19 protein-coding genes are annotated in these 20,568 nt (G+C 70.1%); 9 read left to right on the forward strand and 10 right to left on the reverse strand.

The genetic code is table 11. From position 1 onward, the window contains the following. Window positions 1-36 precede the first annotated feature (36 nt). The 3 genes from ACSHXC_RS13785 (at window position 37) to ACSHXC_RS13795 (ending at window position 1,926) form a co-directional block, all read left to right on the forward strand. Window positions 37-687, forward strand: coding sequence for a C39 family peptidase (locus tag ACSHXC_RS13785; RefSeq protein WP_438291866.1), 651 nt, complete (start codon window positions 37-39; stop codon window positions 685-687). A 156-nt stretch (window positions 688-843) separates the two neighbouring features. Then, on the forward strand, window positions 844-1,332 hold the full coding sequence (locus tag ACSHXC_RS13790) for a hypothetical protein (RefSeq protein ID WP_438291867.1): 489 nt from the start codon (window positions 844-846) through the stop codon (window positions 1,330-1,332). Window positions 1,333-1,425: 93 nt separating this feature from the next. After that, window positions 1,426-1,926, forward strand: coding sequence for a hypothetical protein (locus tag ACSHXC_RS13795; RefSeq protein ID WP_438291868.1), 501 nt, complete (start codon window positions 1,426-1,428; stop codon window positions 1,924-1,926). 9 nt (window positions 1,927-1,935) lie between these two features. On the opposite strand, the gene ACSHXC_RS13800 is transcribed toward ACSHXC_RS13795, so the two are convergent. From ACSHXC_RS13800 to ACSHXC_RS13835, 8 genes are all read right to left on the reverse strand, one after another. Beyond that, window positions 1,936-2,541 carry a response regulator transcription factor gene (locus ACSHXC_RS13800; protein ID WP_438291869.1) on the reverse strand — a complete coding sequence of 202 codons (606 nt, stop codon included), beginning with the start codon at window positions 2,539-2,541 and terminating at the stop codon, window positions 1,936-1,938. Then, complete coding sequence (locus ACSHXC_RS13805; RefSeq protein WP_438296566.1) at window positions 2,538-3,671, reverse strand: sensor histidine kinase; 1,134 nt, start codon at window positions 3,669-3,671, stop codon at window positions 2,538-2,540. The genes ACSHXC_RS13800 and ACSHXC_RS13805 overlap by 4 nt, the downstream gene beginning before the upstream one ends. A 68-nt stretch (window positions 3,672-3,739) precedes the next feature. Continuing rightward, entirely contained in the window at window positions 3,740-4,480 is a 741-nt protein-coding gene (locus ACSHXC_RS13810) for an ABC transporter permease (RefSeq protein WP_438291870.1), read from the reverse strand. Next, window positions 4,477-5,412 (reverse strand): ABC transporter ATP-binding protein, encoded by a 936-nt coding sequence (locus tag ACSHXC_RS13815; RefSeq protein WP_438291872.1) that lies wholly within the window; start codon window positions 5,410-5,412, stop codon window positions 4,477-4,479. Before ACSHXC_RS13815 ends, ACSHXC_RS13810 begins: the two co-directional genes overlap by 4 nt. A gap of 215 nt (window positions 5,413-5,627) precedes the next feature. Further along, window positions 5,628-7,721: a hypothetical protein gene (locus ACSHXC_RS13820; RefSeq protein WP_438291874.1), complete on the reverse strand. Its 2,094-nt coding sequence runs from the start codon at window positions 7,719-7,721 to the stop codon at window positions 5,628-5,630. Window positions 7,722-7,889: 168 nt separating this feature from the next. Further along, window positions 7,890-8,279 (reverse strand): DUF6113 family protein, encoded by a 390-nt coding sequence (locus tag ACSHXC_RS13825; protein ID WP_438291875.1) that lies wholly within the window; start codon window positions 8,277-8,279, stop codon window positions 7,890-7,892. A gap of 14 nt (window positions 8,280-8,293) precedes the next feature. Beyond that, window positions 8,294-9,181 (reverse strand): N-acetyl-1-D-myo-inositol-2-amino-2-deoxy-alpha-D-glucopyranoside deacetylase, encoded by an 888-nt coding sequence (gene mshB, locus ACSHXC_RS13830; RefSeq protein ID WP_438291876.1) that lies wholly within the window; start codon window positions 9,179-9,181, stop codon window positions 8,294-8,296. Between the two features lie 60 nt (window positions 9,182-9,241). After that, window positions 9,242-9,436 (reverse strand): DUF2304 family protein, encoded by a 195-nt coding sequence (locus ACSHXC_RS13835; protein ID WP_053729969.1) that lies wholly within the window; start codon window positions 9,434-9,436, stop codon window positions 9,242-9,244. Window positions 9,437-9,627: 191 nt separating this feature from the next. Between ACSHXC_RS13835 and ACSHXC_RS13840 the strand changes: the two genes are divergently transcribed. The 6 genes from ACSHXC_RS13840 to ACSHXC_RS13865 all read left to right on the forward strand — a co-directional run bounded on the left by ACSHXC_RS13840 (window position 9,628) and on the right by ACSHXC_RS13865 (window position 18,291). Next, on the forward strand, window positions 9,628-11,793 hold the full coding sequence (locus tag ACSHXC_RS13840; RefSeq protein ID WP_438291877.1) for a prolyl oligopeptidase family serine peptidase: 2,166 nt from the start codon (window positions 9,628-9,630) through the stop codon (window positions 11,791-11,793). 355 nt (window positions 11,794-12,148) lie between these two features. Then, on the forward strand, window positions 12,149-13,186 hold the full coding sequence (locus tag ACSHXC_RS13845) for an ABC transporter permease (RefSeq protein ID WP_438291878.1): 1,038 nt from the start codon (window positions 12,149-12,151) through the stop codon (window positions 13,184-13,186). A gap of 28 nt (window positions 13,187-13,214) precedes the next feature. Then, window positions 13,215-14,996 (forward strand): ABC transporter substrate-binding protein, encoded by a 1,782-nt coding sequence (locus tag ACSHXC_RS13850; protein ID WP_438291879.1) that lies wholly within the window; start codon window positions 13,215-13,217, stop codon window positions 14,994-14,996. A 70-nt stretch (window positions 14,997-15,066) separates the two neighbouring features. Continuing rightward, window positions 15,067-16,044, forward strand: coding sequence for an ABC transporter permease (locus ACSHXC_RS13855; RefSeq protein WP_438291880.1), 978 nt, complete (start codon window positions 15,067-15,069; stop codon window positions 16,042-16,044). Window positions 16,045-16,072: 28 nt separating this feature from the next. Then, window positions 16,073-17,140, forward strand: coding sequence for an ABC transporter ATP-binding protein (locus ACSHXC_RS13860; RefSeq protein WP_438291881.1), 1,068 nt, complete (start codon window positions 16,073-16,075; stop codon window positions 17,138-17,140). Window positions 17,141-17,160: 20 nt separating this feature from the next. After that, complete coding sequence (locus tag ACSHXC_RS13865) at window positions 17,161-18,291, forward strand: ABC transporter ATP-binding protein (protein WP_438291882.1); 1,131 nt, start codon at window positions 17,161-17,163, stop codon at window positions 18,289-18,291. 262 nt (window positions 18,292-18,553) lie between these two features. Here ACSHXC_RS13865 and ACSHXC_RS13870 read toward each other — a convergent pair whose 3' ends face one another. Both ACSHXC_RS13870 and ACSHXC_RS13875 read right to left on the reverse strand, forming a co-directional pair. After that, complete coding sequence (locus ACSHXC_RS13870; protein ID WP_438291883.1) at window positions 18,554-19,594, reverse strand: ABC transporter ATP-binding protein; 1,041 nt, start codon at window positions 19,592-19,594, stop codon at window positions 18,554-18,556. Continuing rightward, window positions 19,587-20,561 carry an ABC transporter ATP-binding protein gene (locus ACSHXC_RS13875; protein WP_438291884.1) on the reverse strand — a complete coding sequence of 325 codons (975 nt, stop codon included), beginning with the start codon at window positions 20,559-20,561 and terminating at the stop codon, window positions 19,587-19,589. The genes ACSHXC_RS13870 and ACSHXC_RS13875 overlap by 8 nt, the downstream gene beginning before the upstream one ends. Window positions 20,562-20,568: the final 7 nt, after the last annotated feature.

Genomic DNA, 20,568 nt, shown 5'->3' on the forward strand with positions numbered 1-20,568 from the left:
AGCGCACCCGCCGAGCCGCCCCCCTAAAGTCCCCCCATGAGCGACCACCACCCCCGCACCGTCCACCCCGTCCCCTACCACTCCCAATGGGCCTCCCCCGAGCTCGTGGAGGGGATCGTCGCGGGAGCCCTCGACGCGGCCCAGGATCCGTTGTGGCGGAAGTACGGGGCCCGGACTCCCGAGGAGTACGCGTGGTGGTCCTGGCGGCTCTGCGGGATGGCCTGCCTGCGGATGGCGCTGGAGTACTGGCAGGGCTCGGCGCCGACGCCGATGGACCTCGCCGAGGAATGCCTCGCGGCGGGGGCGTACGTCCGCCGGGGCGACGGGCTTGACGGACTGATCTACGCCCCGTTCGCCGCGTACGCCCGCGAGCGATGGGGGCTGAAGGCGGCCGCCCGGCCGCATCTGCCGATGGCCGAGCTGCCGCAGCTCCTCGCATCCGGGCACCTGTCGATGCTGTCCGTCCACCCCTCGATCCGCGAGCTCGCACCGGCCCCGGAGCGCCGGGGCGGCCATCTGGTCCTGGCGGTGGGGGTGACCGAGGACGCCCTCGTCTTTCACAATCCGTCCGGATTCCAGGGCCGCCGCTCTCAGGAGTTCGTCCATGTCGGGTGGGCCGACCTCGACCGGTTCTACGCGGGACGGGGTGTCGTCATGGGGCCCGGCACCGGGCGGCCCGGGGGCTGAACCCGCCACATCCGGCCAATCCCCGCGCCCCGCCGGAAAACCCTGCCGGAACGGCGACCAGCGGTCACAATCTGTTGACGCACCCTCAACCAGGCGTCCCCGATGGCCTGTTGAGGACGGCACAGCACTGTCACCCCGACCTCGCCAGGAGTCCCCGTGTCCCGTCTCAGACCCATGGCCGCCCGCCTCGACCCCGCCCTGCTCCTCCCCCTCCTCGCCACCCTCGGACTCGCCGCCCCGGCCGGCGCCGACCCCGCGCAGGCCGACCTCTCCGTGACCCTGGACGTCTCCCCCAAGGGGCTCGGCATCAACGCGGCCACGTTCACCGCGAACGTCACCAACACCGGGCCCTCGGCCGTCAGCGCCGCCCGGGTGTGGTTCAGCTATCCGGCCGGGTTCACGGCGCCCTCCGCGTCCGGCTGCACGCTCGACAAGACCAACCGGACCGCCGTCTGCGCGCTCGGCCCGATCCCGTCCGGCGCCACCGTCTCGAAGAAGCTGACGCTGCACGCCGGCCTCCTGGCGAGCGGCAGCCTCCCGGTCACGGCCGCCCTGGTCGATCTGGCCCCCGCCGACCCGGACCCGGGCAACAACTCGGCGGTCCACATCTGCTCGGCCCTGACCCTGCTGCTGGTCAGCTGCTGAGAGCCTGGGCCCCCGGGTCGTGGATCCCGGGGGGCCGCACGGTGCACGATGGGGGCGGCGGATCTTCACCCCCGACGCGGGACGGGCTGGCGCATGCAGACCAACACGGCCATGGCCGGGCTCCTGGCCCGCACCGATGTCTCCGGGCTCGGCGACGACGACGTCCCGGCGCCCTTCCGCGACGTCGTACGCCAGGGGTGGACGACGAGCCCCAGCGGCGCCCGGCTGCTCACGGCGCTGGTCGACACGGCCCACGGGACGTACGTCGACGCCGTACAGGAGGAGTACGCCGTCAACGGGCGCGGGATGAGCGACGAGGGCCTGCCCGCATCAGGTCCCGAGCGGGAGTGCGCCCTGCTGCGCAGGTGCCTCGCCTATGCCCGGATCGCCCTGACCGGCGCCCGCGAACACTTCGGGGACGCGGGCGTCAAGGGGTACGTCTCGCTGTCCACCGGCGGGTTCTACGAGGACACCGTCACCGCGTACGTCACCTTCTGCGCCGAGCACCCCGGCCTGGCGCGCTACCTCGGCCCCATCGAGGGCTACGAGGAGGAGGCCGTCGCCGAGCTCGTCCTCGACGACTTCGAGGCCTGAGCCGCCCGGTTACAGCCAGCCCTTCTCGCGCGCCATGCGGACGGCCTCCGCGCGGTTGCGGGCCGCCAGTTTCTGGATGGCCATGGAGAGGTAGTTGCGGACCGTGCCCTGCGAGAGGCAGAGGGCGGCGGCGAGTTCGGCGTTGGTCGCGCCGTCCTGCGCGGCCCGCAGCACGTCGCGCTCGCGGTCGGTCAGGGGGTTCGCCCCCTCGGCGAGGGCGGCGGCCGCGAGCGTCGGGTCGATGACCCGCTCGCCGTCGAGCACCTTCCGTACCGCCGTTGCCAGTTGAGCCGCCGGGGCGTCCTTCACGAGGAAGGCGTCCGCGCCCGATTCCATGGCGCTGCGCAGGTAGCCGGGCCGTCCGAAGGTGGTCAGGATGACGATCTTCACGTCCGGCAGCGCGCGGTGCAGCTGCGCCGCCGCCTCGATGCCCGTCATGCCCGGCATCTCGATGTCGAGCAGGGCCACGTCCACCGTGTGCTCGCGGGCCGCCGCGAGCACCTCGTCGCCCCGGGCGGCCTGCGCCACCACCTCCATGTCCGGCTCCAGGCCTAGCAGCGCGGCGAGGGCCTCGCGGACCATGGACTGGTCTTCGGCCAGGAGGAGTCGGATCATGATCCGGATACTAGAGGGGTCGTGGACGAGTCCGGAATCAGGGGGATCCGGGCGGTCAGCGTGAAGCCCTTGCGGCCGGGTTCCGTCTCCAGGACTCCGGACACCTTCTCCAGCCGTTCTGCGAGGCCGGTCAGGCCGTTGCCCGGGACCGGGGACGGCGCGCCGGGGCCGGGCTTGCCGTCGTCCTGGACGCGCAGTTCGAGGAACCGGCCGTCCAGCGTCTGGCGTTCGCCGATGGTGACCGTGCAGTGCCGGGCGCCGCTGTGGCGTACGACGTTGGTGGCGGCCTCGCGCAGCACCCAGGCGAGCACCTCCTCCTCGGCGGCGGGCAGGCCCTCGGGCACCTTCGTCGGCACGTCCGCCTCGATGCCCGCCGCGCTCAACGCGGTGCGGGCGCCCGCCAGTTCGGCGGGCAGGGTCGCCCTGCGGTAGCCGCTCACGGCGGCCCGTACGTCGACGAGGGCCTGCCGGCTCACCTGCTCGATGTCGGCCACCTGCTGGGCCGCCTGGCCGGGGTGGCCGGGCAGCATCCGCCCGGCCAGCTCGCTCTTGAGCGTGATGAGGGACAGGGAGTGGCCGAGCAGGTCGTGCAGATCGCGCGCCATCCTCAACCGCTCCTCGTTGGCGGCCAGTTGGGCCACGGTGGCCCGCGCCTCGCGCAGTTCCACCGACGTACGGATCAGATGGCGTACGCCCGTCATGGCGAAGCCGCCCAGGATCGCGGGGATGACCAGACCCGGCACCACGTCGCCGACGTGGGTGGCACGTGTCCCGATCACGGCCATCGTGGCGGTCGTGACCAGGATCGACCAGGTGGCGAGCGTGATCGGCAGGGTCGCCCCGCAGGAGACGGACACGTACACGAAGAGCACGAGCCAGGACGAGCCGAGGGCCAGGGAGAGGACGACGGCCAGCGCGGCCAGGAAGGCCAGGAGGCTGTAGACCGTCGTGTGGGCCAGGGGGCGGGCGGTGTGGCGCAGGACCAGGGCCAGGTAGACCGTCACGAAGGTGGCCAGGCCCAGCCAGCCGAGCACGGTCGGCAAAGTGGTGTGGTTGCCGTCGAGCAGGTCGCCGATCGGGGCGCCCATGAAGGCCAGCCAGATGCCGACCCACATCAGCTTCTGCCACATCTGGCGGCGCGTCTCGGGGCTCAGCCCGATCCGCACCGCCGGCTCCTTGTGGCCCTGGTTCAGGGGACTCACGCCTTCAGGGTGTCCTTCCGGTACAGCCATGCCGCGCCGCCCGCGAAGAGCAGGAAGTAGAAGACGAGGATGGCGAGGTCCTTGCCGTGCGGGGCGTCGCCCAGCTCGATGGCCTGTCCAAGGGCAGCGTACGCGTGGGTGGGCAGCCACTCCGCGATGTTCTGCAGCCACTGCGGGAAGACGGTGCTGGGCATCCACAGGCCGCCCAGGATCGACATGCCGAAGTAGATGATCATCGTGATCGGGCGGACCGCGTCACCGCTGGCGATGTAGCCGATCGCCACGCCGAGGGCCGCGAAGCAGAGCGAACCGGCCCAGATGGCGACGGTCAGCGCGCCCCACTGCCAGGCCTCGAAGCGCACGCCCTTGACGGCGGCCGCGACGAGGAAGACGACCACGATGCAGGGCAGGGTCACGACGGCCGCGCTGGCGATCTTCGCGAGGACGTAGCCGCGGCCCGGCAGGGTGGTCAGGCGCAGCTGGCGCACCCAGCCCTTCTCGCGCTCCTTGGCGATCTTCTCGCTGTTGCCCATGAGGACGGCGGTGATCGCGCCGAAGGAGGCCATCGAGACCATGTACAGGGCAGGGAAGGTGAGGTCGGTGCCCTTGACCTTGTCGGTGCTGTTCTGCGAGGCCGCGAAGAGCAGGTAGAGCGCCGAGGGGTAGATCACCGAGAAGAACATGAACTTCTTGTTCCGCAAGGTGCGGGTGATTTCGAGCTTGATGAGCGTGTTCATGCTGCGTTGGCCTCCTCGGCCGAGGTGATGGCGACGAAGGCCTGCTCCAGGCCGAGACCCGCGACTTCGAGGTTGCGCGGGTAGAGGCCGAGCCCGTACACCGCGTGCATCGTCGCGTCGGCGTCGTGCGACTGGATGCGGACGGTGCGGCCCGAGATGTCGATGGTGGACAGGAAGGGGAGCCCGCGCAGGGCGGCCTCGTCGATGGTGCCTTCGAGGTCGAAGCTGACCCGGCGGGCGCCCGCCTTGGCCTTGATCTCGGCCGCGGTGCCGTCCGCGAGGAGCCTGCCCTTGTGCAGCACGAGCACCCGGTCGGCGATCGCGTCGGCCTCTTCCAGGTAGTGCGTGGCGAACAGGACCGTACGGCCCTGGGCCGCCTGCTCGCGCATGGTCGCCCAGAACGCCTGGCGGGCGGTGACGTCCATGCCGGTGGTCGGCTCGTCGAGGACGATCAGATCGTTGGCCCCGGCGGTCGCGAGCGCGAAGCGGACGCGCTGCTCCTGGCCGCCGGAGAGCTTGTTGACCTTGCGGTCGGCTATCTGCGTGATCCCGGCGCGGTCCATGACCTCGGCGACCGGGTACGGCTTGGGGTGCAGGTCGCAGCCGAGCTTGACCAGCTCGCGCACGGTCACGTCCTCCATCAGGCCGCCGCTCTGCAGCATCGCGCCGACCTTGCCGGCGTTGATGGCCTGCGAGGGCGTCATCCCGAAGAGGCTGACCCTGCCGGAGTCGGCGTTGCGCAGGCCGAGCAGCAGGTCGAGGGTGGAGGACTTGCCGGCGCCGTTGGGGCCGAGCAGGGCGACCGTCTCGCCGGGGTGCAGCTGCAGCGACAGGCCGGCTACGGCACGGACGTCGCCGTAGCTCTTGTTCACGTTCTCGAAGCTCACCACGGACTGTGCGGTCCGCTCGGCGGGAGGTGCTGTCTGCGTCATGGGTCAAGATTCGCCCGGACGCAGGTCACGGCGGCAGTGCCGGGCGTCGTGACTCCCGCATGACGGATGTCATGGGTGCAGGCATGACACCGCCCCCGCACCGCGGGGGTACGGGGGCGTTCTGTGCCTCACAAGGGGCGCGGGCAACAACTGCACGACCTGCCACGGACGGCCCGCACTCGGATCCTCGCACCATGCGGGGCCGGCCGCATCCGCTAGCTCGGGTTGAGATCGATCGTGGCGGTCCGCTCGGCCGGGGTCTTGCCGAGAAGTGCGGTCTTCATCGCGTTGGCCACGTCGTCCGCGGACACCTCGTGCTTCTGACCACCCTGGTTGACCATGATCCCCTTGAACGTGGAGCCGATGAGCTCGGTGATCGCGGCCTTGTCGTAGACCTCCACCAGCTTCCCCCCGTTCGCCTTCATCGAAAGGATCTTGGGGAGCGACTTCGAGGGACCGAAGGGGAGGGACTTCCCGCCAGCCTTGATCGTGACGATCCCGGACATCGCGGGCTGCGCGAAGTCCTTCATCGCCCGGTCGATCTCGGTCTGGCTGACGGTGGGCTGGCGGACCGCGACCGGCAGCGACACCGGGTCCGCCTTGCCGGTCTGCACCATCGTCCGGTACGCGTCCTTCACCGAGATCATCGAGCGGTTCACGTCGAGCGCCTTGCCCGCCTTGCCCGGCACGGCGACGGCCTTGCCCGGCACGAACTTGATCGTGCCCTCGGTCGACGAGCCCGAGGCCCCGGCGAGGTCGGTCAGGGCGACGCCGAGCTTCTCCTCGTCGACCGGGATCACCGGTTCGGCCACCCGTTTGCCGCCGAAGAGCGAGCCGATGACGGACACCGGGTTGTAGTCGGCGCCCGCCGCGGCCCGCACGGTTGCCTGGCTGTCCAGCGAGAGCCCCGCGATCTCGGGCTTGAGCTGCGCCTGCTTGCCGTCGACCGTGAGGTTCAGCGGCTGGTTGGCGCGCTTGCCGAGGGTCTGGTCGAGCTTGGAGACGGCCGCCTCCTTGGTGCCGCCGCCGATGTCGACGCCGAGCACCGTGGTGCCCTTGGGGACCTCGGAGTGGTTCAGGACGAGACCGGCGCCGTACGCCACGCCGACCAGGGCGACCAGGCCGCCGCCGAGCAGGGCCAGCTTGGAGCGGCCCTTCTTGGCGGGCGCGGGCGCCGCGGGCTTGCTGGTGCGCTGCGGCGGGGCCGGGGGCTCGGCCTCGTCGAAGTCGGGAGCCGGGGGCGGCGTGAGCTTCGGGCCGCCGGGGCCGGGCGGGAAGGAGCCGCCCCGGTGCTCCGGCGGGACGACCGGGATGCCGCTGGTCAGGGTGTCGCCGGAGACGTGGCCGCCGGGCACGGGCGCCGCCGGGTTGACGGCCGGGCTCGCGAGCGGGTTGCCCACGGTGTGCGTGAGCGGGCTCGGCGCCGGGGCCTGCGGGGTGAGCACCGCCGTGTCGTCGGACAGCACGGGAGCGGGGCTCTGGCCACCGGGCGCGAAGGGGTGGCTGCCACCCGCGCCGCCCACGCCGGGACCCTGGGCCGGGTTCCGGCCGAAGTCCTGGCCGGGCCGTACGCCGTCGCCGAACCCCGGGTCGGGCCCCGGGCCTTCACCGAGGCCCCGGCCCAACTCCGGCCGCGGGCCCGGGAGTTGACCGGATTCCACGCCGAAGGCCGAGCTCTCGGGAGTCCGGGGGTTCGGCGCGGCACCCTGGCCCATGCCGGTGCGGTTGGCGACGGGCCGGACGGGCAGTGCGGCGTTCCCGGTGACGGGCCCCGTGGTCGGGCCGGACGGCGGGCCGGGGCGCACCCCGTCCGGGCCGTCGACGCGGCCGGATCCGTCGGTGTCCGGCGCCCCGGTGCCCGAACCGTCCGAGAAGTACGGAAGTTCGGCCCTCGGCGTGCCGGCCGGCGGGGTCGCCGAAGAGGAGGACGCCGCCGGGGACTTGCGCGGGGCGAACCAGTTGCTGGTGGGCCGCTCTTCGGCGACCGGCTCCTCGGCCTCCGGCTCGGGCACCTCGGGCCTCGGCACCGAACCGGTGCGCTCGCTCACGCCTTCCGCGTCCGCGGGCTTGGCGGTGTCGCTCATCGGCGTACGCACCACGACCGGCGGGATGGGCCGCGAGCCCGGGATGTTGATCCGGATCCGCGTCGTCAGCGTGGTCTCGGTCTTCGGCTCGTCCGGCTCGGCAGCGGCTTCAGGAGCGCCCTGGCCCGCGGACGACGGGGTTCCGTACGGCGGGGTGCCCGAGGGGTACCCGGCTGTGCCGCGCCCCTGGGGGCCGGAGGACGAACTGTCAGTTTCACGACTCAAGGCTGGTTCTCTCCCGATTGGCTCCGCCACCCGGTCTCGTTCTTGTGGTGCCTCTGTACGGGCGGCTCGGCGGCGCGCACCACCATACTGGCCGCCGTCGTTCCGAACGGGGCGGGCCGGAGAGGGCGCGCCCCGTCACCTTCTACTGCGTCGTCGCGACTGCGCACGTCACTTGCCAAGTCGGGCGGCCTGGCCGCCGGGTTGCGCGAATCCACCGATCGTGGCGCAGATCACAGCTGCAACCATCCCGCCGAGCAGGAAGACGTACGACCCCGCTCCGGCGCCGAACACGAAGTCACCCTCGGGGCGCGAGGCGGTCAGCAGGATGACGGCGACCAGCCAGCCGGCCGCGGGCGCCCCCACTCCGCCCCGGCCGCCCATGAGTTGCGTACCCGAGTAGAAGAGCCCGACGGCCCCGGCGAGGGACAGCGCGAGGCCGCCCGGGAACCAGGCCGTCTGCACGAGCGCCCCGGCGACGCCGACGAGCGCGCCGAGCACGACGAGCAGCAGGTACAGCGCGATGCGCGCGGCGCCGCCGCCCGTCCTCGTTTCATCCATGGCGGTACGTTTACTCACTTGCCCACACCTTCAAACAGGTCGCGTTCGCGCTGACCGGCCGGAACTCCCGGGACGCCCGCCGCCAATTGGTAGTACTCGGTGGTGAAGATCGGCTGGCCCAGGTCGTTGGAGAGCGCGAAATAGGGCCCCTGAACGGCGATCTGGGTCTCGTGGGCGCGCATCGCGGCGGCCTTGGCCGCGGCGAACGCAGTGCCGTCGATCTCGGCCGTGATGTCCGGCTCGTCCACGACACCCGGTACGTCGCCGATGGCGGCGATGCCGGGGAAGTCCGTGTTCGCGGCGCGCAGCTCGGCGAAGGCGGCCTCGGCGACCGGGCGGGGCACCCGGTTCCAGTAGATCTTCGCGACGGTGTGCGGCTCGCCCAGGTCGCGGCGGTAGCCGGACTCGGCGGCGAGTTCGGCGGCGCGCATCGCGACCCGGTGCGCCTGGATGTGGTCGGGGTGCCCGTAGCCGCCGTCGGGGTCGTAGGTGACGAGGACCTGCGGGCGCACGGAGCGGATCACCTCTACGAGGTACGCGGCCGCCTCGTCCACGTCGGTGTTCCAGAACGCGTCCGCACGGTGGTTCTGCTCGACACCCATCATTCCGGAGTCGTGGAAGCGGCCCGGGCCGCCGAGGAAACGGTGGTCGGTGACGCCCAGTTCCTTCATCGCGGCGGCGAGTTCGCCGATCCGGTGGGCGCCGAGGCCGCCCTCCTGGTCGGGCGCGAGATGGGCGAGCTCCGGCGGGATGACCTCGCCCTCCTCGCCGAGCGTGCAGGTCACCAGCGTGACGTGCACGCCATCGGCGGCGTACTTGGCCATGGTGGCGCCGTTGTTGATCGACTCGTCGTCCGGGTGCGCGTGCACCAGGAGAAGACGGCGGGCGGGGAGTTCCGACATGGGCCCAGCCTACGAGGCCGGGCCGTGCCGTGCCCCCGCCGCCGGGGTTCAGGACAGGCCCTAGAACTTGATCCCGCCGATCATTCCCGCCACGTTGCTGGTCACTTGGCTGATGGTGGGGGCGATGGACGAACTCGCCAGATAGAAGCCGAGCAGCATGCAGACCGCCGCGTGTCCGGCCTTGAGCCCGGATTTCCGGACCAGCAGGAAGACGACGATCGCCAGCAGCACCACCGCCGAAATCGAGAGTGCCACGGCGGTTCACCTCCATCTGTTCCGGTGGTCGGACGGACCCAGCAGCGCGCATACAGCCAGCAGGTTCATACCCACTGAGCGCTACGGATCATAACTTTCCGTGGGAACGCATTGATCGGGGCACGGGCGCACATGGGGCGCACGCGGCTCGCACCTGGGCGGGCCGCACCGAGGGCGGCTAGGTTCCCCTCATGACGACCACCGCATCCAGGCACCCAGAGGACCCCGGGCAGCTCTCGTTCCCCCGGCACTCAGCACGGACCCAGCGCTTCACGCTCGGTGCGCCCCGCGCCTTCACCGTGTCGCCGGACGGCGAGCGGATCGTCTTCCTTCGCTCGCCGTCCGGCACCGATCGCAGCAACCGGCTCTGGGTGCTCGACCTGGTGCGCGGCGGTACGGAGCGGATCGCGGCGGACCCCGGCGCGCTGCTCGGCGGTCAGGGCGAGCGGCTCTCGCCGCAGGAGCGGGCGCGGCGCGAGCGCAGCAGGGAGGGTTCGGCCGGAATCGTCGGCTATGCCACCGACGCGGCTGTCGAGCTCGCCGCCTTCGCGCTGTCCGGGCGGCTTTTCACCGCCGAGCTGCGCGCCGGCACCGCCCGCGAACTGCCCGTGCCGGGCCCGGTGCTCGACCCCCGCCCCTCCCCCGACGGGCGCCATGTGGCCTATGTGGCGCGGGGCGCGCTGCGGGTCGTGGGAGCCGAGGGCGAGGGCGACCGGGCGCTCGCCGAGCCCGAGTCGCCCGAAGTGACGTACGGGCTCGCGGAGTTCATCGCCGCGGAGGAGATGTCCCGCTCGCGCGGCCACTGGTGGAGCCCCGAATCGGACCGCCTCCTGGTCGCCCGCGCGGACGACTCGCCGGTGCGGCGCTGGTGGATCGCCGACCCGGCCAACCCCGGCCAGGAGCCCGTACGGGTCGCCTATCCGGCGGCCGGCACGCCCAACGCCGAGGTGCGGCTCTTCCTGTACGCCCTTGACGGCACCCGTACCGAGGTCGTCTGGGACCGGGTCCGCCACCCCTATCTCGCCCGGGTCCACTGGTCCTCGGACGGGGCGCCGCTGCTGCTCGTCCAGTCCCGGGACCAGCGCACCCAGCTCCACCTCGCCGTCGACCCCTCGTCGGGCGCCACGCGCACCGTGCATGTCGACGAGGACGCGGACTGGCTCGAACTCCTGCCGGGCGTCCCCGCGTGGGCTCCCGACGGCCGCCTGGTCCGCATCGCGGACGAGGGCGGGGCGCGGGTCCTGGCCGTGGGCGACCGGGCCCTGACCGGCGGGCAGTTGCACGTCAGGGCGGTGCTCGACATCGGCGAGAGCGATGTTTTGATCTCCGCGTCCGCGGGCGTGAAGGCCCCTTCGGCGACGGCCGGTGCTCCCGAGATCGGCGAGATCCATGTGTACCGGGTCAATGAGCTGGGTACGGAACGCGTCTCGGACGGCGCGGGAGTCCACTCGGCCGTGCGTTCCGGGGCGATCACGGTGCTCAGCTCCGCCCGGCCCGACCGGCCCGGGACGGACGTCAGGGTGCTGCGGGACGGCAAGGAACTGGCCAAGATCGTCTCGTATGCCGCGACTCCCGGCCTCTCGGTGCGGCTCCGGCTGACCGAAGGGGGCGCACAGCGGATCCCGTGCGCCGTTCTGCTCCCGTCCCACTACCGCGAATCCGACGGACCGCTGCCCGTACTCATGGATCCGTACGGCGGGCCGCACGGACAGCGGGTGGTGGCCGCGCACAATGCGCACCTCGCCTCGCAGTGGTTCGCCGACCAGGGCTTCGCGGTGGTCGTCGCCGACGGCCGCGGCACCCCCGGCCGCTCCCCCGCCTGGGAGAAGGCGGTCAAGAACGACTTCACCCTCGTCCTCGACGACCAGATCGAGGCGCTGCACGGCCTGGCGGGCGCCCATCCCCTGGACCTCGGCCGGGTGGCGATGCGGGGCTGGTCCTTCGGCGGCTATCTGTCCGCGCTCGCCGTGCTGCGGCGGCCCGATGTGTTCCACGCGGGCATCGCCGGGGCGCCGGTGACGGACTGGGAGCTGTACGACACGCACTACACGGAGCGGTACCTGGGCGACCCCGCACAGAACGCGGCCGTCTACACCGCCAACTCCCTTGTCTACGAAGGTGAGTTGACGCAGCATCCGAGCCCGGCCCGCCCGCTGATGGTCATCCACGGCATGGCGGACGACAACGTGGTGGTGGCCCACTCCCTGCGGCTGTCCTCCGCGCTCCTGGCGGCGGGCCACCCCCATGAGGTGCTCCCGCTCACGGGCGTGACGCACATGACCCCGCAGGAGCAGGTCGCGGAGAACCTGCTGCTGCTCCAAGTCGACTTCCTGCGCCGCTCGTTGGGGCTCCAGTAGACCCGAGCAGCCCGAGTGACGGTCGGCCGGACCGCAGGAAGCGGCCCGGCCGGCCCACGGCACCCGCACGGCCGTACGGTGCTCACCGTGCCATGTCCGTATATCGGCGCCGCGACCGGCATGTTGCCCCCGCGTTACGGAAATTGATGGGCATTTAGCATGAGATTCCGGATAAGCCGGGAGCCTGTCAAGCACGCGGCCGCACCGAAGAATGAAATCTTGCGCCAAGTAAAGCGATGAGTTCACCTCGGCCTGTACCAACCTCTTGACTCGCACCGCCGCACGCATGAATGTTCCGGTCAACAAATGACGCAACAGCGCCGCTGAATCCTTCCTGCGCGGAGGGCAATGCGAAATGTCGAGTTCCACAAGAGCTGCCATGGAGCCATCCGATCCACTTCCCGGAGAGGGTGGGGCCCCCGGCCCGGTCGACGGTATCGAAGCAAAGACAGGCGAACTTGTCGGGCGCTCACCCGGGCGTCTCGCATGGATCCGGTTCAAACGCGACAAGGTCGGAATCCTGTGTGCCTTTACGGTGCTCGGATTCATCCTGGTCGCCGTGGCCGCTCCCCTCATCTCCAAGCTGTACGGAAAAGATCCCTACCAGCTGTACGGGCAGGACCGCGGGCTGCTGAACAGCTACGGCATTCCGCTCAAGCCCAACGGCGGGATCGACGGCGACTTCTGGTTCGGCCTCGAACCGAAGCTCGGCCGCGACGTGTTCACGCTTTTGATCTACGGCATCCGCACCTCGCTGCTCATCGCCCTCGCGGTCACCACGGTCGCGGTGATCATCGGCGTCCTCATCGGCCTGGTGCAGGGGTATCTGGGCGGCCGGACCGACTACTTCCTCGGCCGGTTCTCGGACCTCATGCTGTCCTTCCCGCAGCAGCTGTTCTTCATCGCGTTCACCCCGGTGATCGTGGCCCTGTTCGTCTCGCCCACCGAGGAGGAGCCCGCCTACGTGCGGGTGGTGGCGCTGATCCTGGTGCAGCTGGTCCTCGGCTGGATGACGATCGGCCGACTCATCCGGGCCCAGGTGCTCTCGCTGCGCGAGCGCGAGTTCATCGAGGCGGCCCGGCTCAGCGGTGCCTCGGGGTGGCGGATCATCCGCAAGGAGCTGCTGCCCAACATCTGGTCGACCGTGCTCGTGCAGGCGACCCTGCTGCTCCCGGTCAACGTCACCGCCGAGGCGGGGCTCTCCTATCTCGGCGTCGGGGTCCACAGCCCGACTCCCGACTGGGGCCTGCTCTTCCAGTCCGGAGCCACGTACTACGACTCCGATCTCACCTTCATGTTCTTCCCCGGCATCGCGATGGTCGTCTTCGTCGTCGCGTTCAACCTGCTCGGGGATTCGGTCCGGGACGCTCTCGACCCCAAGACCGTGCGCTGAAGCCGATCATCCTGACAGGCAGGAACTCATGAGAATAGACAAGGCGCGCCAGGTTTCCGCGGTGTTCGCGGTGGGGGCACTGGCGCTGACAGCCGCGTGCAGCAGCGGCGGGGCGAGCGACGGCGGCAAGAGCCCGGGCACGGGCAAGCAGGCCTCGGTGCAGAACTTCGGCGTGGGCACCAAGGCCGACTCCACCGGTCCGGCCGTCGCGGTCGACGGCGCGAAGTCCGGCGGCACCGCCTACAGCCTCGACCAGGCCGGCTTCGACTACCTGGACCCGGGCCAGCAGTACGTGAGCGACCAGCTGTCGGTGCAGCTGCTCTACAACCGCTCGCTGACCGGCTACAAGATCGACCCGAAGACCGGCAAGACGATCGTCGTCGGCGACCTCGCCACCGACACCGGCACCCCCTCCGACGGGTCGAAGACCTGGACGTACACCCTCAAGGACGGGCTGAAGTTCGAGGACGGCACGCCGGTCACCACCAAGGACATCAAGTACGGCATCGAGCGGCTCTTCGCCGACTACGAGACACAGGGACCGCAGTACGTCCAGAAGTGGATCTACGGCCCCGACTACCGCAAGCAGTACGCCGGCCCCTACGACGGCAAGGAGATCCCGGACTCGCTGATCTCGACGCCCGACGACAAGACGATCGTCTTCCACTTCCTCCAGCCGCACGCGGACACCCCGTATGCGATGGCGATGCCCAATATCTCGCCGGTCCCCAAGGCCAAGGACGACAAGCAGAAGTACAACAACCACCCGGTCTCCACCGGCCCGTACAAGATCGCGAGCTATCAGCCGGGCAAGTCGCTGTCCTTCGTGCGCAACACCAACTGGGACCCGAAGACCGACCCGATCCGCAACGCCTACCCCGACAAGTGGGAGTTCCAGCTCGGCATCCAGGAGCCGGGGCTCACCAACCGGCTCGCCGCGGACACCGGCACCGACAAGTACGCCATCAACATGGCGCAGTCGGCGGACCCCTCGAAGATGCAGACGCTGACGTCGGACCCGCAGTACAAGAGCCGGACGGTGAACGAGTACCAGCCCTACGTCGAGGTGTTCAACCTCAACACCAAGCGGATCACCAACCCGAAGGTGCGCCAGGCGCTCCAGTACGCCTTCCCGCTGCAGCAGGTCCAGCAGGCCATGGGCGGCGGCGCACAGGGCGACCTCGGCACCTCGCTGCTCAGCCCGACGGTGTCCGGCTACAAGAAGTCCGACCCGTTCGGCAAGCTCGCCAAGCCCATGGGCGACCCCGAGAAGTCACTCCAGCTCCTGAAGGAGGCCGGCGTCACCACCCCGTACAAGATCTCGCTGGCCTACGCGAACACCCCGAAGTGGGACACCGTCACGCTGACCATCCAGAAGGCCCTTGAGAAGGCCGGCTTCCAGGTCGACCGCAAGGCGATCGACACGACCTCGTACTACACGGTGGTCGGCAAGGTGAACACGCCGTACGACATGTACCGCGCGAGCTGGGGCGCGGACTGGCCCAACGGGTCGACGGTCGTGCCGCCCACCCTGGACGGGCGCAACCTCATGGACGGCACCAACAACTACTCGTTCCTGAACGACCCGAAGATCAACTCCGAGATCGACCGCATCAACCAGATCACGGACCTGCCCAAGCAGGCGGCCGCCTGGGAGCAGCTCTCCGAGTACGCGCTCCAGACCGACGCGTCGCAGATTCCGTTCATGTTCGACAAGTACTTCAACCTGTACGGTTCCGGCCTCGGCGGCATCACCTACAACCAGGTCTACGGAACGATCAACCCGAACTCGATCTTCGTGAAGCAGTAGCACGTGCGGCCCGGTTTCCCCGGCCCCGAGGCGGGCCGGGGAAACCGCATAGCGACGGAAGAGTCAGCCGATGTTCCGTTTCCTGGTGCGCCGTGTGCTCGGTGCCATGGTCATTCTGGTTCTGATCAGCATGATCACGTATTTCCTCTTCTTCTCCCTGCCGTCCGACCCGGCGCTGCTCTCCTGCGGAAAGCAGTGCGATCCGCAGAATGTCGCCCTGATCCGCAAGAACCTCGGGCTCAACCTGCCGATCTGGACGCAGTACTGGCACTACATGGTCGGCATTTTCGCCGGCCGTCATATGCCGATCGGCAATTGCCCGGCGCCCTGTTTCGGCTATTCCTTCGCCAATCAGCAGCCGGTCTGGGGCACGATCGCCGACAGCTATCCGACGACGCTGACCCTCGCGGTCGGCGGCGCGGCGGTCTTCCTCACCATCGGCGTCTCGCTCGGCCTGATCTCGGCCTGGCGCCAGGGCACGGTCTTCGACCGGTTCGCCAGCGCCACCTCGCTGCTCGGGCAATCAGTGCAGATCTACTTCATCGGACCGCTGGCGATCCTCTTCTTCTCCACCAAGCTGGGCTGGCTCGACCGGGGCCACGACGTGGACTGGGCGCACGACATCTGGGGTTCGGTCACCGGGATGATCCTGCCCTGCCTGGTCCTCTCGGTGATCTTCTGGTCCAACTACAGCCGCCAGACCCGCTCGTTGATGGTCGAGCAGCTCTCCGAGGACCACATCAGGGCGGCCCGCGCCAAGGGCATGTCGTCCCGCTACGTCTTCCTGCGGTACGCGCTGCGCGGCGCGATGGCCACCATCATCACCATCTTCGGCGTGGACCTGAGCGCGGTGCTCGGCGGCGCGATCATCACCGAGGTCACCTTCGGCCTGCACGGCCTCGGGCTGCTCTCGGTGGAGGCGGTGCTCCGCAGCGACCTGCCCCTGGAGATGGCCGTGATGCTCATCGGCGCCTCCCTCATCGTCGTCTGCAACATCGTCGTGGACCTGGCGTACGCCTTCATCGACCCCCGGATCAGGCTCGCCTGACGCCCGCAGACCTTCAGGAGAACCACCTGTGTCCACCCTGAGCCAGCCCGCCGCCGAGCCGGTCTCCGCGCCGGCGCGCTCGTTCCTCTCGGTCCGCGACCTGTATGTGCACTTCGCCACCGAGGACGGCACCGTCAAGGCCGTCGACGGCCTCTCCTTCGATCTGGAACGCGGCTCCACGCTGGGCATCGTCGGCGAGTCGGGCTCCGGCAAGTCGGTGACCAACCTCGCGATCCTGGGCCTTCACAACCCGCGCAACACCACGATCCAGGGCGAGATCCTGCTCGACGGCCAGGAGCTGACCGGCGCCACCGAGCGGCAGCTGAACCGGCTGCGCGGCAAGAAGATGGCGATGATCTTCCAGGACTCGCTGGCCGCGCTCTCGCCGTTCTACACGGTGGGCCGGCAGATCGCCGAGCCCCTCATGAAGCACACCGGCGCCTCCCGCCGCGAGGCGCGGGCGCGGGCCGTGGACATGCTGCGCAAGGTCGGCATCCCCCAGCCCGAGCTGCGCGTCGACGACTATCCGCACCAGTTCTCCGGGGGCATGCGGCAGCGCGCCATGATCGCGATGGCGCTGGTCTGCGACCCGGAGCTGGTGATCGCGGACGAGCCCACGACCGCGCTCGACGTGACCGTCCAGGCCCAGATCCTCGACCTGCTCAAGGACCTCCAGCAGGAGACCGGCGCGGCGATCATCATCATCACCCACGACCTCGGGGTGATCGCCAAGACCGCCGACCAGGTGATGGTGATGTACGCCGGCCGGTGCGTGGAGCGCGGCACCGTCAAGGAGGTCATGCACCGGCCCCAGCACCCCTACAGCTGGGGGCTGCTCGGCTCCGTACCCCGCCTCGACTCCTCGGTCGAGACCCCGCTGATGCCGATCCCCGGCGCCCCGCCGAGCCTGCTCTCACCGCCGCCGGGCTGCCCGTTCCACCCCCGGTGCGGCTTCACCGGGGAGGTCCCGGGCGGGACCTGCCACACCGTCCGGCCCGATCTGCCCGAAGACCAACGACGCGGCTCCGCCTGCCACCTGACGAGTAATCAGAAAGAGGCCATCTTCACCGACCAGATCCGTCCGAGGCTGCGCTGACAAGGATGCGGGACATCGTCATGAGTGAGAAAGCCACCAGCCTCGCCGAGCAGCGGGGCAGCGCGCCCGGGTCCGGCGGCACGGGCCCGTTGCTCGAAGTGACCGGCCTCGTCAAGTACTTCCCGATCAACATGGGGTTCCTCTTCAAGCGGCACGTCGGCGATGTGCGCGCCGTGGACGGGATCGACTTCAGCATCGGGAGGGGCGAGACCCTCGGCCTGGTCGGCGAGTCCGGCTGCGGCAAGTCGACCACCGGCCGCCTGGTCACCCGGCTCCTGGAGCCCACCGCCGGAAAGGTCGTCTACGCCGGGCGGGACATCACCCACGCCTCCCGCCGGGACATCGCGCCGATCAGGTCCGAGATCCAGATGATTTTCCAGGACCCGTACGCCTCGCTCAACCCGCGCCAGACGGTCGGCGACATCATCGCCAACCCGATGCTGGTCAACGCCATCAAGCCGCCCGGCGGCGTGGAGCGGCGGGTGCGCGAGCTCCTGGAGACCGTCGGTCTGAACCCGGAGCACTACAACCGCTTCCCGCACGAGTTCTCCGGCGGCCAGCGCCAACGCATCGGCGTGGCACGGGCGTTGGGCATGGAGCCCAAGCTGATCGTGGCGGACGAGCCGGTCTCGGCGCTCGATGTGTCGATCCAGGCGCAGGTGGTCAACCTGCTCCAGAACCTCCAGCAGGAGCTGGACATCGCCTTCCTGTTCATCGCGCACGACCTGGCGATCGTGCGGCACTTCTCGCAGCGGGTCGCGGTGATGTACCTGGGCCGGATCGTCGAGGTCGGCGATCGCGAGTCGATCTACCGGCGTCCGCGCCACCCGTACACCCACGCCCTGCTCTCGGCGGTTCCGGAGGCCGTGGTGGACGAGGAGGGCGAGGGCCGCGAGCGCATCCGCCTCGCCGGGGACGTGCCCTCGCCGGTGGACCCGCCGTCCGGTTGCCGGTTCCGCACCCGGTGCTGGAAGGCTCAGGAGCGCTGCGCTTCACAGATGCCGCCGCTGGTGCGGATCGAGGGCAACCGGGAGGGGCATCTGACGGCGTGCCACTTCCCGGAGGAGCCGACGATCACGGCCCGGGACGAGGACGTGGTCCTCGACCCCGCGCTCGCCGCGATCGAGGAGGCGACGGACACCACCCGTTGACCCGAGTTCGTAGTGCCTCCGCTCGGAGCGAGGCCCGCGCCCGCACACCCCAGCCACCACCGCGGGCGCGGGCCTCGGCGGCACGCCCCTTGAGGCAACGGCGAAGCCGAGCACTCCAGGGGCGCGGGGAACTGCGCGACCAGCCCCCACCGGCCCGCGGTCGAAGGCGGGTTCAGGGGCGCGGGGAACTGCGCGACCAGCCCCCACCGGCCCGCGGTCAAAAGCGGGTTTCAGGGGCGCGAGGAACTGCGCAAAAAGCCCCCTACCCGCGGCCCGCGTCCGGCGGCACCACCCGCTTCTCCTCCGCGAAGTGGCAGGCCGAGGGGTGGTGGGCCGGGCCCGGAGCCAGCCGGAACTCGGCCGGCACCTCAAGCAACGGCACCTCAAGGGCGCACCGCTCCCGCGCCTTCCAGCAGCGCGTACGGAAGGGACAGCCCGACGGCGGATTCGCGGGCGAGGGCACGTCCCCGGTCAGGATGATGCGCTCGCGGTGCTCGCGCGCGGACGGGTCGGGCACCGGCACCGCGGAGAGCAGCGCCTGGGTGTAGGGGTGGGTGGGGTGGTCGTAGATCTCCTCGTCCCGGCCGATCTCGACGATCCGGCCGAGGTACATCACCCCGACCCGGTCGGAGATGTGCCGCACGATGGACAGGTCGTGGGCGATGAAGACGTATGAGAGGGAGAACTCGTTCTGGAGGCGGTCCAGGAGGTTGACGACCTGCGCCTGCACCGAGACGTCGAGCGCGGAGACCGGCTCGTCCGCGACGATGATCTCGGGCTGGAGCGCCAGCCCCCGCGCGATGCCGATGCGTTGGCGCTGGCCGCCGCTGAACTGGTGGGGGTAGCGGTTGATGTACTCGGGGTTGAGCCCGACCACGTCCAGCAGGTCCTGGACCTTCTGGCGGCGGTTGCCCTTCGGGGCCACCTCGGGGTGGATCTCGTACGGCTCCCCGATGATGTCGCCGACCGTCATGCGCGGGTTCAGCGAGGTGTACGGGTCCTGGAACACCATCTGGATGTTGCGCCGGACCGCCTTCAGGGCCCGCCCGGACATCTGCGTGATGTCCTCGCCCTTGTACTTGATCTGCCCGGCCGTCGGGCGTTCCAGGTTGACCAGCATCTTGGCGACCGTCGACTTGCCGCAGCCGGATTCGCCGACGATGCCGAGCGTCTCGCCGGCCGCGAGGTCGAAGGAGACGCCGTCGACCGCCTTGACCGCGCCGACCTGCTTCTTGAAGAGGATGCCCTGGGTCAGCGGATAGTGCTTGACCAGGTCCCTGACCTCCAGAATGGCCTCAGCCATCGAGGGTCTCCTTCCAGAAGAAGCACGCGCTCTGCCGGTCGGCGGCCACGTCGAACAGCGGCGGCACGTCGGTCCGGCAGACGTCCTGGGCCATCGGGCAGCGCGGGTTGAAGGCGCAGCCCGGCGGGATGTGCATCAGGTTGGGCGGCAGGCCCTTGATCGCGTACAGCTCCTGGCCCTTCTGGTCCAGGCGCGGGATCGATTCGAGCAGCCCCTTGGTGTACGGGTGCGCGGGCTTCTTGTAGATCTCGTGCACCGGGGCCTGCTCGACGATGCGGCCCGCGTACATCACCGCGATCTTGTCCGCGACGTCGGCGACCACGCCCAGGTCGTGGGTGATCAGGATGAGCCCCATGTTCAGCTCGCGCTGCAACTCGGCCAGCAGGTCCATCACTTGGGCCTGGACGGTGACGTCGAGGGCGGTGGTGGGCTCGTCCGCGATGATCAGGGACGGTTCGAGGGCCATCGCCATCGCGATCATGATGCGTTGGCGCATGCCGCCGGAGAACTGGTGGGGATACTGGCCGACCCGCTCCTTCGCGGCGGGGATGCGCACCCGGTCCATCAGCTCGACGGCCTTGGCCCTGCCGTCCTTCCTGGACATGCCGCGATGGACGGTGAACATCTCCGAGAGCTGGTCGCCGACGCTGAGCACCGGGTTCAGGGAGGACAGCGCATCCTGGAAGATCATGGCCATCCCGGAGCCGCGGATCCTGCGCCGCTCGTCCTCCTTGAGCTTGAGGAGGTCCTTGCCCTGGAAGAGGATCTCGCCGCCCGCGATCCGTCCGGGCGGCATGTCGAGGATGCCCATGACGGCCTGCGCGGTCACGGACTTGCCGGAGCCGGACTCGCCGAGCACGGCGAGCGTCTCGCCCGCGTCCACCGAGTAGTTGACCCCGTTGACGGCCTTGGCGACCCCGTCCCGCGTCTTGAACTCCACCTGGAGATCGCGTACTTCGAGCAGCATGGTCCCT

This window comes from Streptomyces sp. HUAS TT7, assembly GCF_051550175.1.
In the GTDB taxonomy this organism is placed as follows: Bacteria; Actinomycetota; Actinomycetes; order Streptomycetales; family Streptomycetaceae; genus Streptomyces.

Coding starts and splice junctions, on each gene's coding strand:
- ACSHXC_RS13850 (WP_438291879.1), top strand. CDS start 13,215: ATGAGAATAGACAAGGCGCGCCAGGTTTCCGCGGTGTTCGCGGTGGGG.
- ACSHXC_RS13795 (WP_438291868.1), top strand. CDS start 1,426: ATGCAGACCAACACGGCCATGGCCGGGCTCCTGGCCCGCACCGATGTC.
- ACSHXC_RS13845 (WP_438291878.1), top strand. CDS start 12,149: ATGTCGAGTTCCACAAGAGCTGCCATGGAGCCATCCGATCCACTTCCC.
- ACSHXC_RS13825 (WP_438291875.1), bottom strand. CDS start 8,279: ATGGATGAAACGAGGACGGGCGGCGGCGCCGCGCGCATCGCGCTGTAC.
- ACSHXC_RS13875 (WP_438291884.1), bottom strand. CDS start 20,561: ATGCTGCTCGAAGTACGCGATCTCCAGGTGGAGTTCAAGACGCGGGAC.
- ACSHXC_RS13865 (WP_438291882.1), top strand. CDS start 17,161: ATGAGTGAGAAAGCCACCAGCCTCGCCGAGCAGCGGGGCAGCGCGCCC.
- ACSHXC_RS13805 (WP_438296566.1), bottom strand. CDS start 3,671: ATGTGGCAGAAGCTGATGTGGGTCGGCATCTGGCTGGCCTTCATGGGC.
- ACSHXC_RS13855 (WP_438291880.1), top strand. CDS start 15,067: ATGTTCCGTTTCCTGGTGCGCCGTGTGCTCGGTGCCATGGTCATTCTG.
- ACSHXC_RS13815 (WP_438291872.1), bottom strand. CDS start 5,412: ATGACGCAGACAGCACCTCCCGCCGAGCGGACCGCACAGTCCGTGGTG.
- mshB (WP_438291876.1), bottom strand. CDS start 9,181: ATGTCGGAACTCCCCGCCCGCCGTCTTCTCCTGGTGCACGCGCACCCG.
- ACSHXC_RS13785 (WP_438291866.1), top strand. CDS start 37: ATGAGCGACCACCACCCCCGCACCGTCCACCCCGTCCCCTACCACTCC.
- ACSHXC_RS13870 (WP_438291883.1), bottom strand. CDS start 19,594: ATGGCTGAGGCCATTCTGGAGGTCAGGGACCTGGTCAAGCACTATCCG.
- ACSHXC_RS13810 (WP_438291870.1), bottom strand. CDS start 4,480: ATGAACACGCTCATCAAGCTCGAAATCACCCGCACCTTGCGGAACAAG.
- ACSHXC_RS13840 (WP_438291877.1), top strand. CDS start 9,628: ATGACGACCACCGCATCCAGGCACCCAGAGGACCCCGGGCAGCTCTCG.
- ACSHXC_RS13800 (WP_438291869.1), bottom strand. CDS start 2,541: ATGATCCGACTCCTCCTGGCCGAAGACCAGTCCATGGTCCGCGAGGCC.